Consider the following 13,069-nt stretch of genomic DNA (forward strand, 5'->3'; position numbering starts at 1 on the left):
ATTCATGCCTGTTTCTGCGATTGCCGGCCTAACCATGCTGGTATTGGGCGAAAGTCATATGAGCTTTCCCGATTCGTTGCTCAACCCGTTGCAAGACAACCTCACCAAGCAAGGCGCGGTGGTTCACTCCATCGGTGCGTGCGGTGCCGGTGCGGCGGATTGGATTGTCCCGAAAAAAGTCGAGTGCGGTGGCGAACGCACGCCCACCGGCAAGGCCGTGATCTATGGCAAGAACGCCATGAGCACCACGCCGATCCAGGAACTGATCGCCAAGGACAAGCCCGACGTGGTCGTGCTGATCATCGGCGACACCATGGGCTCTTACACCAACCCGGTGTTCCCGAAAGCCTGGGCCTGGAAAAGCGTGACCTCGCTGACCAAAGCCATCACCGACACCGGCACCAAATGCGTGTGGGTCGGCCCGCCATGGGGCAAAGTCGGTTCCCAGTACAAGAAGGATGACACCCGCACCAAGCTGATGTCGTCGTTCCTGGCCAGCAACGTGGCGCCGTGCACCTACATCGATTCGCTGACGTTCTCCAAACCGGGCGAGTGGATCACCACCGACGGCCAGCACTTCACCATCGACGGTTATCAGAAGTGGGCCAAGGCGATCGGTACTGCCTTGGGTGACCTGCCGCCATCGGCCTACGGTAAAGGAAGCAAATAATGAAACGGATGACCCTGGGCCTGGCGACTTTGCTCGCCAGCGTCAGCGCCTACAGCGCCGACATCCCTTTGTACCCGACGGGCCCGGAGCAAGACGCAGCGTTCCTGCGTTTTGCCAACGGCACGCCTGGCGAGTTGAAGCTGGTGGCCGACGGTTCCAAGGCCAGCCTGGTGTTGAATGGCGACAAAGCCGTTTCGGCCTTCTTGCCAGTGGTCGGCGGTGACAAGCCGATCAAAGGCGTGTTGAGCAGCGCCGGTAAAAACACCGATTTCTCCGTGAAAGTGGCGCCTGGCGAATTCGCCACGGTGGTTGCACTGGTCGATGCCAAGGGCGTCACGCGCCAATTGGTGGTGCGCGAAGTGCCGGACGACTTCAACGCACTCAAAGCCTCCCTGGCCTTTATCAACGCCGACGTCACCTGCGCCGACGCCAGCCTGGAAGCCGTGGCGCAAAAGGCCGAGCTGTTCAAAAAGGTCGCGGAAGGCGCGGTGCAGCGTCGCATGATCAACCCGGTGGAACTCTCGGTGCAGCTCAAATGCGCCGGCGCGCCGGTTGGCCAGCCGCTGACGTTTACCCTCAAGGCGGGCGAGCGCTACAGCGTTTTGGCCGTTCCTTCAGACGAAGGCTCGAAGTTGCTGTTCGCCTCTGACGCACTCGCTAACTGATCGGGTCCGACACCACCATGGTCTTTGCCTCACTCGAATTCCTCACGCTGTTCCTGCCGGCCTTCCTGTTGATCTATGCCCTGGCTCGTCCGAGCTGGCGCAATGTCATCCTGTTGATCGGCAGCTGGTTGTTCTACGGCTGGTTGAGCCCGTTGTTCCTGTTCCTGCACATGGTGTTGACCGTGGTGGCGTGGGTCGGCGGCTTGCTGGTGGACCGCTCCCGTGAGGATGGCAAGGGCCGGGTGCGCCTGTTGATCGCGTTGATCGTGTTCAACACGGCGGTGCTGTGTTGGTACAAATACGCCAACATCGTCGCCGGCACGGTGAGTGAGGTGATCACCTGGTACGGCTATATGCCGCTTGATTGGCAGCGTGTGGCTTTACCGGCCGGTCTGTCGTTCATCGTGTTGCAGGCGATTTCCTACCTGGTGGATGTGCACCGGCATACGGTGCCGGTGGAGCGCAGCTTCATCAACTACGCCACCTATATCTCGATGTTCGGGCACTCGATTGCCGGTCCGATCATCCGTTATGACTGGGTTCGTCGTGAGCTGAACCAGCGCTATTTCAACTGGGCGAATTTCTCCCTCGGCGCGCGACGCTTCATGATCGGCATGGGCATGAAAGTGTTGGTGGCTGACACCTTGTCGCCGCTGGTGGACATTGCCTTTCACCTGGAGAGCCCAAGCCTGGTGGACGCCTGGATCGGTTGCCTGGCGTACTCGCTGCAACTGTTTTTCGACTTCGCCGGTTACAGCGCTATGGCCATCGGCCTGGGCCTGATGCTGGGCTTCCACTTCCCGGAAAACTTCAACCGGCCGTACCTGGCCAGCAGCATCCAGGACTTCTGGCGGCGTTGGCACCTGTCGTTGTCCAGCTGGTTGCGCGACTACCTGTACATCGCCTTGGGCGGTAACCGCGACGGCGTATGGCGCACTTATCGCAACCTGTTTCTTACCATGGCGATTGCCGGGTTGTGGCACGGCGGCGATAGCTGGAACTACCTGTTGTGGGGTTCGGCCCATGGCGTGGCGTTGTGCGTCGACCGTGCGTGGTCGCGTTCGAGCCTGCCGAGCATTCCGCCGGTGTTGTCACACATCCTCACATTGCTGTTTGTGTGCCTGGCCTGGACCTTGTTCCGTGCGCCGGACTTCCACTCGGCCCTGACCATGTACGCGGGCCAGTTCGGGATGCACGGCATGGGCCTGGGTGACGCGATGGCCGTGGCCATGCGCCCGGCCCATGGCATGGCGGCATTGTTGGGCCTGGTGTGCATCATTGCGCCGATCTGGCAGGTGCGTTGCGAACAGCGTTTCGGCACACAGCCCTGGTTTGTGGTGGCGGCTTCGCTGTGGCCGGTGGCGGGGTTTGTGTTGTCGTTTGCGCTGATTGCCAGCCGCGACGCCGTACCGTTTCTGTACTTTCAGTTCTAAGGACGCCCGACCATGCCTGCTCCTACCGCGCCGACTCCACCGAGCGACCTGGCCGTTCGCACCAGCCCCCTGGCGGCCTGGGTGCTGGTGCCCTTTTTGGCGGCGGGACTGATCTCCTGCGCCTGGCTGATGGTGAAGGGGCCGATCAGTTATATGCCGGCCAAGGTCAACAGCGACATGCTGCTGCACGGCGACCTGACCCACCGTTTTGCCAAGGAGCTGGCCAAGGCACCGTTGGCGATCCAGGCCGCGAACCTGGAGCGTGGTGGCAGCTGGCTGGCGTTTGGCGATACCGGGCCGCGCGTGCGTCCGGGGTGTCCTGGCTGGCTGTTTATCAGCGATGAGTTGCGCATCAACCGTCACGCCGAAGCCAATGCTCAGACCAAGGCCCAGGCGGTGATCGACCTGCAAAAACAACTGAGTCAAAAAGGTATCGATCTGCAAGTGGTAGTGGTGCCGGACAAGAGCCGCATTGCCGCCGCCCAACGCTGCGGCCTGTACCGCCCGGCGGTGCTCGATAGCCGGATCCAGGACTGGACCCAGTTGTTGCAGGCTTCCGGCGTTTCAGCGCTGGACCTGACCGATACGCTCAAGCCGCTGGGCGCCGAGGCTTACCTGCGCACGGATACTCACTGGAGCGAAATCGGCTCCAACGCCGGTGCCCAGGCTCTGGCGCAACGTATCCAGCAACGCGGCATCAAGGCCACGCCGGAACAAACCTTCGGCATTACCCAGGCACCGCTCGCCGTGCGCCCCGGTGATTTGGTACGCCTGGCAGGTCTCGATTGGTTGCCGCCCAAGTTGCAGCCAGCCGGCGAATCAGTTGCCGCCAGCACCGCCCATGAAACCGGTGGCGCGACCAGCAATGCCGATGACCTGTTTGGCGACGCGGGCCTGCCCAATGTGGCACTGATCGGCACCTCGTTTTCGCGTAATTCCAACTTTGTTGGCTTCCTGCAGAAAGCCCTGAATGCGCCGGTCGGCAATTTCAGCAAAGACGGTGGCGAATTCTCCGGCGCGGCCAAGGCCTATTTTGAAAGCCCGGCGTTCAAGCAAACGCCGCCTAAGTTGTTGATTTGGGAGATTCCGGAGCGGGATCTGCAAACGCCCTACGATGTGATCAGTATTGGTCAGTAATTTGACTATTTGCCGTTTGTCTAAAAAATAGGCAACTATCTCATCAAAATAATGACACTTTTACGCTCCTGAAGCAGACTGCTTGCACTAGGGCGACCACAAAAAGACCTGCGGTAAGCAGTCGTATCAGCTGACCTTTTCACGTCTTTGAGCTTCGCCGTGATGAGGGGTTTGTTATGGGCATTACTGATGGTCTTTTAGCCTTGCTCGGCAAGGACATCTGCCAGGATGAGCGCGGCATGGAGTCGCGTTTGCATTTCTTCGGCAGTATTCCCCGCGCGGATGATGTTGCCGTCAACCAGGACGCAGACACCGTGCCCCTCAAGCCAAAAGTGGTGGCGCTGGTGTCGATCAATGGCGGCGTCGGCCGCAGCACCCTGGCCACCGCCTTGAGCAGTGGTCTGCAACGTCAGGGTGAGTCCGTCGTGGCTTTGGACCTGGACCCGCAGAACGCCTTGCATCTCCACTTCGGCGTGAGTCCGGCGTTGCCGGGCATCGGGCGCACCAGCCTGGAACATGGGCCATGGAGCCCGCTTCAACAGCTCAGCTTCGCTGGCTGCCAGGTGATCCCCTTTGGCGAAATCGATACCCCACAGCAGGAAAACCTGGAGCGCTGGCTCAAGCACGAGCCGTGCTGGCTGGCTCAACACCTCGCGTCCCTGGACTTGAGTGCGCGGCATACGGTGATCATCGATACCCCCGCCGGTAACAACGTCTACTTCCATCAAGCGCTGAGCGTTGCCGATGTGGTGCTGGTCATCGTGCAGGCAGATGCTGCATGCCTGGGCACCCTTGACCATCTGGATTTACTGCTTGCCCCGCATCTTGAGGGGCAACACCCGCCTCGTGTGCAAGTGGTCATCAACCAAGTGGATGAAAGGAATGCCTTCAGCCTGGACATGGTCGAGGCCTTCACGCAAAGGCTGGGGAAAGCGGTGCTGCAAGTGCACCGCGACATAGCGATCAACGAAGCACTGGCGTTTGGTGTCGACCCATTGGATAGCGTGGAGAAGGGGCTGGCAGCTGACGATATCAACGATCTTTGCCGGTTGTTGAAGGCGCCAAAAACAAGCGCCTGAAGCGTTGGTTATACGCTGAACGCCAGATGCTTATGCACAATCGGTTAGATACAGCTGTCACTAAACAGCCATTTTGTGGAGCTGTTCTCATCACGCCGCAACTGCCTGTTTTGCGTGCGTTTTATTTTGTGAACAAAAAATGACCAGCTCGGTTTGTGACCTGCAGCGCAGATGGCTACAGGCTCCGTAAAGATTTCATCAACAGAGTTATCCACAGGCTGTGCTGCAACAAATTTGCCCTTTATTCGCGCTCGGCAAGCACCATCAAGTTGCGCGGTGTCAGTACGGGTTCGCAGAAAGTGCCTATCTGGACCTTGTAGCCGTTTTCTTCGAGAAATAATGCCCGATCCAGCACCAGCCACACTTCCAGCGGGCGCCGGAATAGACCGCGTACCAACTCCAGATTTCTGACCTCGGCCAGACGGCGCCAGCCGTACGCCTCCAGGCCCGTCCAGTCCTGTTCGCCTGTGGATAACCCTTTGAAGCTGGCCAGTTCCTGGCAATAGTCGGCAAAGGGTTTGTCCAACCAGCTGGCAGGCAGGGAGGGTGTAGGCAGGTACTCGTCGACGCCACGAAGTTCACGTTGCAGTTGATCGAAACCCAGGCGCCGCGCCATGGACGTGTCCCGTTGCAGACGCACCCGTTTGCCTGCGGTGACGGTTTCGCTCAGCGGCAGGCCGAGGTCATCGATCGATAACTGCAGCCGTGATGCGCGGCCGGCGTTGGACAGTGGTTGGTAGGAATTGGCGTTGATGCGGTTGTAGCAGCAGGGCGCCAATGCAAGCTGTTTGCAGCCGGCCGTACTCGCCAGTTGCATCAGCCGCACATGCAAGTCGCCACAGGCATGCAGGGCGACGGGCGTGTGTGCTGAGCTGATTGCCACGTCGGCCATCACGTCTTGCAGGCGATGGGTGACCGGCAGGCGGTGATGGTCGCTCAAGGCTTGGCCTGCGGCGATCAGCGCCGGGTCGTATTCCAGGCAGGTCAGCGCTTGACCGGCTTGTAACAGGCGGCGTCCGAGGTGACCCTTACCCGCACACCAATCCAGCCAATGCTTGGGCGTTTGTGCAAACTGCAGCGCCGCGCCGAAGGCTTCGATCTGTTCCCACTTGCGGCCCGGCACATCGACGTTCAGGCGATGGTGAGCCGGAGGCAGGGGCTGCGTCGGTAACTTATCCACAGCACTGAGCTGTCTGGCTTGCACGGCAAGTTGTGGAAAAGGTGCCGGCGCCGGCAGGTCAAAGGGGTGGTTGTGACTGGCTTCCGCATCGTCCAACGAGCGTTGGCGCAGCCACTGGGTGAGTTCCGGGTGCTCGGTTTCCCAAGGTAAGTGCAGGTGAGTAAAGGGCCGTGGTTTCCACAGCCCTTGATGCTCTATCAGGAACGCATCCAGCGCCTGGAAGCGTGCCTCAACGTCCTTGGCAGGCATCGACGCGTAGCCAGCGTTCCAGCAGTTTGAAGCCGCGCACCAGAATGTAGGCCATCAGCAGGTAGAACAGCCCGGCGGCGAAGAATATTTCTACCGGCAAATAGGTGCGGGCGATGATGGTCCGCGCCATGCCGGTCAATTCCAGCAAGGTGACGGTACTGGCCAGGGCGCTGGCCTTGAGCATCAGGATCACTTCGTTGCTGTACGCCGGCAGGCCGATGCGCGAGGCGCGTGGCAGGATGATGTAGAAGAGTGTCTTCGGCTTGGACATGCCCAACGCACGTGCCGCTTCAATCTCACCCGGCGGAATGGCCTGGATCGCGCCGCGCAGGATCTCGGCAATATAGGCCGCAGTGTGCAGGGTCATGGTGGCGGTGGCGCACCAGAACGGATCGCGCAGGTACGGCCACAGGAAGCTCTCACGCACGGAGTCGAACTGCGCCAGGCCGTAGTAGACGAGGAACAACTGCACCAGCAAGGGCGTGCCACGGAAGAAGAAAATGTAGGCATAGGGCAGGGCGCTGACATACCAGCGGCGCGATGAGCGGGCGATACCCAGTGGGATTGCCAGCAGCAGGCCGGCGATGACGGCAATGGCTACCAGCTCCAGGGTCAGGGTCGCGCCCTGGGCCAATCTTGGCAGCCACTTGATGATCACGGCCCAGTTCAGGCCCAGGTCGAAATGCGCCAGCCAGCTGTAGTCGCCGCTCATTGGGTGCTCCTTGCAAAGCCGCGGGCGGCGCGTTTTTCCAGGAAGTGCATGCCGGTCATGGCCAGCACGGTCAGGCCCAGGTACATGAAGGCGGCAACCATAAAGAAGGTGAAGGGTTGCTTGGTGACGGTCACGCCGATCTGCGCATGGCGCATGATTTCTTCTAGGCCTATCACCGATACCAGCGCGGTGTCTTTCATCAGGATCATGAACAGGTTGCCCAGGCCCGGCAGGGCGATGCGCCACATCTGCGGCATGATCAACCGGGTGAAGATCCTGAATTTCGACAGGCCCAATGCCACGCCGGCTTCGCGGTGGCCCTTGGGAATGGCGAGGATCGCGCCACGGAACACTTCCGTAGCGTAGGCGCCAAAGCACAGGCCCAGGGCGATAACCCCGGCGGCAAAGGCGCTAAGGGAAAGGTCGGGGTTGCCGAAGAACTCACCGAGGGCACGCATCAGGTTGACCGTGCCGAAATAAATCAGCAGCACCCACAGCAATTCGGGAATGCCACGAACGATAGTCGAGTAAGCACCGCCCGCCCATTGCAGCGGCTTGTACGGCGAAGTCTTGGCCAGGGCCCCGGCCAGGCCGAGCACCAGCCCCAGGCACAGGGCCGTGAGCGCCAGTTTGACGGTCATCAGCGCGCCAGCGGCAAGCGCCGGGCCGAATCCGTAGAGATCGAAATTCATGGTGTTTTCATATCGCGGCAGGCAGTGCAAAAAGCCGACGCGCTCAAGTGAGCGCGCCGGGCATACCGTTCAGATCATTCGATGCTGAAAGGGAAGTACTTGTCGTTGATCTTCTTGTAGGTGCCGTCTGCCTTGATCTCTGCCAGGGCTTTGTTCAGGCGCTCGCGCAGTGGGTCGCCCTTGCGTACGGCGATACCGATCTTGTCGCTTTCTACCACCGGGTCGCCTTTGAATTCATAGGCCGAACCGTCTTTGCTCTTGAGCCATTCGTACTGCACGTACTTGTCGGCGAGGATACCGTCCAGGCGACCGGAGGTCAGGTCGAGGTAGGCGTTTTCCTGGGTGTCGTACAGCTTGGCGGTGGTGTCTGGCAGTTCGTCTTCCAGATAAGTGCCAGCCAGGGTCGCGCGCTGCGCACCGATGGTCTTGCCCTTGAGGTAGGCAGCGTCGGTCTTGAAGTCGGCGGTGGCCTTAGGCGCGATGAACTGCAGCTTGTTGGAATAGTACGGGTCGGTGAAGTCGACGGCCTGCTTGCGCTCATCGGTGATCGACAGCGAGGACACCAGGAAGTCGAACTTCTTGGCGTTCAGAGCCGGGATGATGCCGTCCCAGTCGGACACATACACTTCGCACTTCTCGACTTTCATCTTGGCGCACAGGGCGTCGCCGATGTCTTTGTCGAAGCCGACGACGTTGCCGCTGGCGTCTTTATTGTTGAACGGCGGGTAAGCCGCTTCGATCCCCATTTTCAAGGTTTCTGCCATGGCCGTGGCGCTGAACGCCATCGAGACGGCCGCGGCCAGAAGGAATTTTTTATAGTTCTGCATGCATGTTGCTCCGTTAGCGGTTGCTGGACATGAATTGTTTGCAGCGCGCCGAAAGCGGGTTTTCAAACACCTGCTGTGGCGATCCTTGCTCTTCGACCAGGCCCTGGTGCAGGAACACCACCTCACTGGACACCTGACGGGCGAAGCCCATTTCATGGGTGACCAGCAGCATGGTGCGGCCTTCTTCGGCCAGCGCGCGGATCACATTAAGTACTTCCTGAACCATTTCCGGGTCAAGCGCCGAAGTGGGTTCGTCAAACAGGATGACTTTAGGCTGCATCGCCAGGGTGCGCGCAATGGCCGCCCGTTGCTGCTGGCCGCCGGACAGTTGCGCAGGGTAGGCGTGACGTTTGTCAGCAATGCCGACCTTGGCCAGCAGGGCTTCGGCCGTTTCGATGGCGTCGCGTTTGCTTTGGCCAAGCACACGGCGAGGGGCCTCGATGATGTTGTCGAGGATGCTCATGTGCGGCCACAGGTTAAAGTTTTGAAACACAAAACCGATTTCGCTGCGCAGGCGATTGATCTGCTTACCGTCGGCGGCCATCAGCTCGCCGTTTTTCGCGGCCTTGAGCTTGAGCTCTTCGCCGGCGACCAGGATCTGGCCCTGATGCGGGTTTTCCAGCAGGTTGATGCAGCGCAGGAAGGTGGACTTGCCGGAACCGGAGGAACCCAGGATCGAGATCACGTCGCCGTCGCGAGCGGTCAGCGAGATACCTTTGAGTACCTCCAGCTCACCATAGCGTTTATGCAAGTTGCGGATTTCAAGCGCGGGCGTGGCCTCGGCCATGTGGGGTCCTCATTGTGTTCGTTGCAATCCTGCTGTTGGGCCGCCTTCCTGGCGAGGCGCCAAGCTAGCATAGCGTCTTGATGGCAGCCAACAGCATGGCCGGCGGTAAACAGGTGGTGTGCGGCAAGGTGTCGCATCGGCACAGCAGCGTGTCGCGCCATCAACAACCGAACATCCGTTTGAACCCGAAAAACCGCAGGCTTCGCGTAAAAAAGGGCGCGATGGTGCCAGCTTTGGCCGGGTGTTGGAAGGGTTAACCGGGCAAACGGTGCATATCAGCCCTTTTGTGGGGCGTCACGTACTTTTTGTGTGTGTTTATGGTGCGTTTGTTCGTCGTATATGTGGGTCGCACGGTAACGCTATAGCGGAATGCCATTGTTCTCAATGACTTGCAAGTGATGTTGAAACGTCCTACAGCCCGCGTCAATCGCGGCTCTGTAACATTTTGGCGCAAATCTTGCGTAAAAAATAAAGAACGCCCTGTTGGTTTCTTTTCACGAGAAAGATCCCGGGCCGGGCGGACCGTTTTCGCAATTCCTCGTAAAGGTGTGTCAATGAGTAGTACGCAAAGCTCCAATGACCTCGAACAGGGGCTAAAACCGCGTCACGTCACCATGCTGTCGATTGCTGGCGTCATCGGTGCCGGTTTGTTTGTCGGCTCCGGCCACGCGATTGCTGCCGCCGGCCCGGCCGTACTGCTGGCTTACGCCGCTGCGGGCACGCTGGTGGTGTTGGTGATGCGCATGCTGGCCGAAATGGCCGTGGCGTCGCCGGATACCGGTTCGTTCTCCACCTACGCCGACCGGGCAATTGGCCATTGGGCCGGTTTCACCATCGGCTGGTTGTACTGGTGGTTCTGGGTGTTGGTGATTCCGCTGGAAGCCAACGCGGCTGCGACCATCCTGCATGCCTGGTTCCCGGATGTAGCCATTTGGGCCTTTACGCTGATCATCACCTTGCTGCTGACGGCGACTAATCTGTTCAGCGTGAAGAACTACGGCGAGTTTGAGTTCTGGTTTGCGTTGATCAAGGTCGTGGCGATCGTGGGCTTCGTGATCCTTGGTCTGGCTGCGATTTTCGGTTTCCTGCCGACCAGCCAGGTCAGCGGCGTTTCGCACCTGTTCGACACCCAAGGCTTCATGCCCAACGGCATGGGCGCCGTGTTGGCCGCGATCCTGACCACCATGTTCTCCTTCATGGGCACCGAGATTGTCACCATCGCCGCCGCTGAATCGAAGAACCCAGGCCAGCAGATTACCAAGGCCACCAACTCGGTGATCTGGCGCATTGGTTTGTTCTACCTGTTGTCGATCTTCATCGTGGTGTCCCTGGTGCCATGGAACGATCCGACCCTGGCGGCCGTAGGTTCCTACCAGACTGTGCTGGAGCGCATGGGTATCCCGAATGCCAAGCTGATCGTCGACCTGGTGGTACTGGTTGCCGTGACCAGCTGCTTGAACTCGGCGCTGTACACCGCCTCGCGCATGCTGTTCTCCCTGGGTCGTCGCGGTGATGCACCGGCGGTGGCCAAGCGCACCAACAAGAGCGGCACGCCTTACTGGGCGGTGTTGTTGTCTACTGGCGCGGCGTTCCTGGCGGTATTCGCCAACTACGTGGCCCCTGCGGCGGTGTTCGAGTTCCTGCTGGCCAGCTCCGGCGCTATTGCGCTGCTGGTGTACCTGGTCATCGCTGTGTCGCAACTGCGCATGCGCCAGAAACGCACGGCGGCGGGCGAGAAGATTGTCTTCAAGATGTGGCTGTTCCCAGGCCTGACCTACGCGGTGATGGTGTTCATCGTGGGCACGCTGACCATCATGCTGTTTCAGGAAGCGCATCGGATCGAGATTATTGCGACCGGTGTCCTGAGCTTGTTGGTGGTGGTGGCGGGACTGATTGTGGCGAGCCGTCGCAAGGCGCAGAGAGTAGGCGCTGCAGTACTGAACTAAACGATGACTGTAGGAGCCGGCTTGCCGGCGATGGCGTCCTCACAGGCCCCATCGCCGGCAAGCCGGCTCCTACAGGTTCAAGGTTGTGACAATTCTTTTGAGGCCGCCACGTAATCCGCCTGGAATTGCGGAGACTCGATCCACGCCAGTGCTGCGGCTTCATCATCGGTATCTGTAGCCCACTGCCGATACTCGATCAGCGCTGCAAGGATAAAGTCGGTGGCTTCTTCTTCGCCTTCCTGTTCCAGCACCAGTGCCAGCAACGGGTGGGCCAAGAATACGGCGCACAGGGCTTGTTGGCTGGTCTCGCCCGCGGTGCGCATCTCTACGAACAGCTCGGTCAAATCCACTGACTCAAGGTCAATGCGGCTGTCGTCGCCGGCAAACGCATCCGGTTTGGTCGCTACGGCGCGCTGGGTACGGTTCTGCTTGGCCTTGGCCTTTGCCCGGTGGGCACGTTTTTGCTGCTTGTTCGGCGAGGCCATGGGCTCAGCGTCCTAGGTTTCGGATCGGGATGGGGTATTGAAGCGCAGGTTGAGGGAAATCCCAAGGGTATCTGCAGCCAATTGGCCGTTTTGAAGCCACGCCAATGCAATCGGCCACAGCCGATCCTGATACTCGCTGCGAAAAAATGCGAAATGGCCGACCGTCTTTTCACCAATGTCCTCAGGCGCGATCCGCAGATGAGTGAGCTCACTGCCGTCGAAGTAACCCAATAATCGCTCGATGGCGGCCACGGTCCCGAACGGGTCGTCAGTGATGCTGATGGCCAGTATCTGCGCTTTTACACGACTGAATGGCAGCTCGCCCAAGGCCCGCCCGCTGGGACGTGTTTCGTAGCTGGGCGTCGGTGTACTCCAGTCCCTCACCACGCCCGCAGGTGTGTCTTCCAGCCAGCCCAGGCGCTTGCCGGGGAAGTACCCGTACAGTGCCGTCAGCAACGGCATTGTCACATGCCACTTGGCAAACATCCGCCAGCGCACACTCGCTGCGTAGTCGCGCCAGTACGCAAACTGCGCGCCTACGGTCACGATCCGCCGAATGACCGCGCCCGACGCCCCGAGCCCTGCCGCGCAGCCACCGAAGCTATGGCCGACGACATCAATCGGCTGCCCCGGAAACTCCCGTTGCGCGCGCTTCAGCATTGCCTCGAAATCCAGCGCGCCCCAATCCGACCATGAGGCCTTGAAGCCACGCAACGAGCCGCTGCGGGATTCGCCGATGCCACGGTAGTCGTAGGTGATGACGTCAACGCCGTTGGCGAACAGGTAGTCGGCAAAGCGGGCGTAGTGGCGGCAGCGGACGGAGGTGGCGGCGTTGATGATCACCACGGGCCGCGTTGGATCGGTTCTGATGTGTCGCCAGGTGAAGCCGCCGATGAGGTGACCGTCGGCGGCGGCCTCCTTGAAGGATTCGCGGTGTTCGCGCGCAGGTGAGGCCGAGGGCAATCGCAAAGAGGCGTCGTTCAAATTCATTGGGTTCTCGGCCTTTGTAGGTTTCTTATTTTTTTAGTAACAGTTCACCAGTTTGCCAGCAGTTGCACCGCGTCTGGCAGGCATCCATTTAGGAGGTCTCTATGAGCATCCCACTATCTCCCATCGTTTCAGAGTTTGAAACTGAAGAGCAGGCTGCCAGCTATGACCGTTGGTTCCGCTCCACTCGACCTTGCGCCAATAGATACATAGGCTTACA

The 13,069-nt window shown here is 59.9% G+C and carries 13 protein-coding genes and 1 pseudogene; 7 read left to right on the plus strand and 7 right to left on the minus strand.

The features are described from left to right. Window positions 1-4 precede the first annotated feature (4 nt). From RB216_RS01420 to bcsQ, 5 genes are all read left to right on the plus strand, one after another. Window positions 5-670, plus strand: coding sequence for an SGNH/GDSL hydrolase family protein (locus RB216_RS01420; RefSeq protein WP_308908235.1), 666 nt, complete (start codon window positions 5-7; stop codon window positions 668-670). Next, entirely contained in the window at window positions 670-1,335 is a 666-nt protein-coding gene (locus RB216_RS01425; RefSeq protein ID WP_308908236.1) for a cell division protein FtsQ, read from the plus strand. The genes RB216_RS01420 and RB216_RS01425 overlap by 1 nt, the downstream gene beginning before the upstream one ends. Before the next feature lie 17 nt (window positions 1,336-1,352). After that, window positions 1,353-2,768 (plus strand): MBOAT family O-acyltransferase, encoded by a 1,416-nt coding sequence (locus RB216_RS01430; protein WP_028615348.1) that lies wholly within the window; start codon window positions 1,353-1,355, stop codon window positions 2,766-2,768. Between the two features lie 12 nt (window positions 2,769-2,780). Next, window positions 2,781-3,905: an alginate O-acetyltransferase AlgX-related protein gene (locus RB216_RS01435; protein WP_308908237.1), complete on the plus strand. Its 1,125-nt coding sequence runs from the start codon at window positions 2,781-2,783 to the stop codon at window positions 3,903-3,905. 176 nt (window positions 3,906-4,081) lie between these two features. Further along, window positions 4,082-4,984: a cellulose biosynthesis protein BcsQ gene (gene bcsQ / locus RB216_RS01440; protein ID WP_068933768.1), complete on the plus strand. Its 903-nt coding sequence runs from the start codon at window positions 4,082-4,084 to the stop codon at window positions 4,982-4,984. 241 nt (window positions 4,985-5,225) lie between these two features. Here the strand turns inward: bcsQ and RB216_RS01445 are convergent, their stop codons facing one another. The 5 genes from RB216_RS01445 to RB216_RS01465 form a co-directional block, all read right to left on the minus strand. Then, on the minus strand, window positions 5,226-6,413 hold the full coding sequence (locus tag RB216_RS01445) for a methyltransferase (protein ID WP_068933770.1): 1,188 nt from the start codon (window positions 6,411-6,413) through the stop codon (window positions 5,226-5,228). Next, complete coding sequence (locus tag RB216_RS01450) at window positions 6,394-7,083, minus strand: ABC transporter permease (protein ID WP_028615352.1); 690 nt, start codon at window positions 7,081-7,083, stop codon at window positions 6,394-6,396. The genes RB216_RS01445 and RB216_RS01450 overlap by 20 nt, the downstream gene beginning before the upstream one ends. 38 nt (window positions 7,084-7,121) lie before the next feature. Beyond that, window positions 7,122-7,817 (minus strand): ABC transporter permease, encoded by a 696-nt coding sequence (locus tag RB216_RS01455; protein ID WP_126569701.1) that lies wholly within the window; start codon window positions 7,815-7,817, stop codon window positions 7,122-7,124. Between the two features lie 74 nt (window positions 7,818-7,891). Then, the gene (locus RB216_RS01460; RefSeq protein ID WP_028615353.1) at window positions 7,892-8,644 is read right to left on the minus strand and encodes an ABC transporter substrate-binding protein; all 753 of its coding nucleotides are present in this window, start codon (window positions 8,642-8,644) and stop codon (window positions 7,892-7,894) included. A 13-nt stretch (window positions 8,645-8,657) separates the two neighbouring features. After that, entirely contained in the window at window positions 8,658-9,431 is a 774-nt protein-coding gene (locus tag RB216_RS01465) for an ABC transporter ATP-binding protein (RefSeq protein ID WP_028615354.1), read from the minus strand. A 554-nt stretch (window positions 9,432-9,985) separates the two neighbouring features. Here RB216_RS01465 and gabP point away from each other — a divergent pair. Further along, complete coding sequence (gene gabP, locus RB216_RS01470; RefSeq protein WP_028615355.1) at window positions 9,986-11,377, plus strand: GABA permease; 1,392 nt, start codon at window positions 9,986-9,988, stop codon at window positions 11,375-11,377. A 77-nt stretch (window positions 11,378-11,454) separates the two neighbouring features. On the opposite strand, the gene RB216_RS01475 is transcribed toward gabP, so the two are convergent. Together RB216_RS01475 and RB216_RS01480 are read right to left on the minus strand one after the other, a co-directional pair. Continuing rightward, complete coding sequence (locus RB216_RS01475) at window positions 11,455-11,862, minus strand: hypothetical protein (protein WP_028615356.1); 408 nt, start codon at window positions 11,860-11,862, stop codon at window positions 11,455-11,457. Window positions 11,863-11,874: 12 nt separating this feature from the next. After that, window positions 11,875-12,852 carry an alpha/beta hydrolase family protein gene (locus RB216_RS01480; protein ID WP_308908238.1) on the minus strand — a complete coding sequence of 326 codons (978 nt, stop codon included), beginning with the start codon at window positions 12,850-12,852 and terminating at the stop codon, window positions 11,875-11,877. A 101-nt stretch (window positions 12,853-12,953) separates the two neighbouring features. Here RB216_RS01480 and RB216_RS29950 point away from each other — a divergent pair. After that, window positions 12,954-13,034 (plus strand): annotated as a pseudogene (locus RB216_RS29950) (type II toxin-antitoxin system RelB family antitoxin); the annotation flags it as partial. Window positions 13,035-13,069 lie beyond the last annotated feature (35 nt).

Origin of the sequence: Pseudomonas canadensis (assembly GCF_030980095.1) — a bacterium.
GTDB lineage: Bacteria > Pseudomonadota > Gammaproteobacteria > Pseudomonadales > Pseudomonadaceae > Aquipseudomonas > Aquipseudomonas canadensis.

Coding starts and splice junctions, on each gene's coding strand:
- RB216_RS01460 (WP_028615353.1), bottom strand. CDS start 8,644: ATGCAGAACTATAAAAAATTCCTTCTGGCCGCGGCCGTCTCGATGGCG.
- RB216_RS01475 (WP_028615356.1), bottom strand. CDS start 11,862: ATGGCCTCGCCGAACAAGCAGCAAAAACGTGCCCACCGGGCAAAGGCC.
- gabP (WP_028615355.1), top strand. CDS start 9,986: ATGAGTAGTACGCAAAGCTCCAATGACCTCGAACAGGGGCTAAAACCG.
- RB216_RS01465 (WP_028615354.1), bottom strand. CDS start 9,431: ATGGCCGAGGCCACGCCCGCGCTTGAAATCCGCAACTTGCATAAACGC.
- RB216_RS01455 (WP_126569701.1), bottom strand. CDS start 7,817: ATGAATTTCGATCTCTACGGATTCGGCCCGGCGCTTGCCGCTGGCGCG.
- RB216_RS01430 (WP_028615348.1), top strand. CDS start 1,353: ATGGTCTTTGCCTCACTCGAATTCCTCACGCTGTTCCTGCCGGCCTTC.
- RB216_RS01445 (WP_068933770.1), bottom strand. CDS start 6,413: ATGCCTGCCAAGGACGTTGAGGCACGCTTCCAGGCGCTGGATGCGTTC.
- RB216_RS01435 (WP_308908237.1), top strand. CDS start 2,781: ATGCCTGCTCCTACCGCGCCGACTCCACCGAGCGACCTGGCCGTTCGC.
- bcsQ (WP_068933768.1), top strand. CDS start 4,082: ATGGGCATTACTGATGGTCTTTTAGCCTTGCTCGGCAAGGACATCTGC.
- RB216_RS01480 (WP_308908238.1), bottom strand. CDS start 12,852: ATGAATTTGAACGACGCCTCTTTGCGATTGCCCTCGGCCTCACCTGCG.
- RB216_RS01425 (WP_308908236.1), top strand. CDS start 670: ATGAAACGGATGACCCTGGGCCTGGCGACTTTGCTCGCCAGCGTCAGC.
- RB216_RS01420 (WP_308908235.1), top strand. CDS start 5: ATGCCTGTTTCTGCGATTGCCGGCCTAACCATGCTGGTATTGGGCGAA.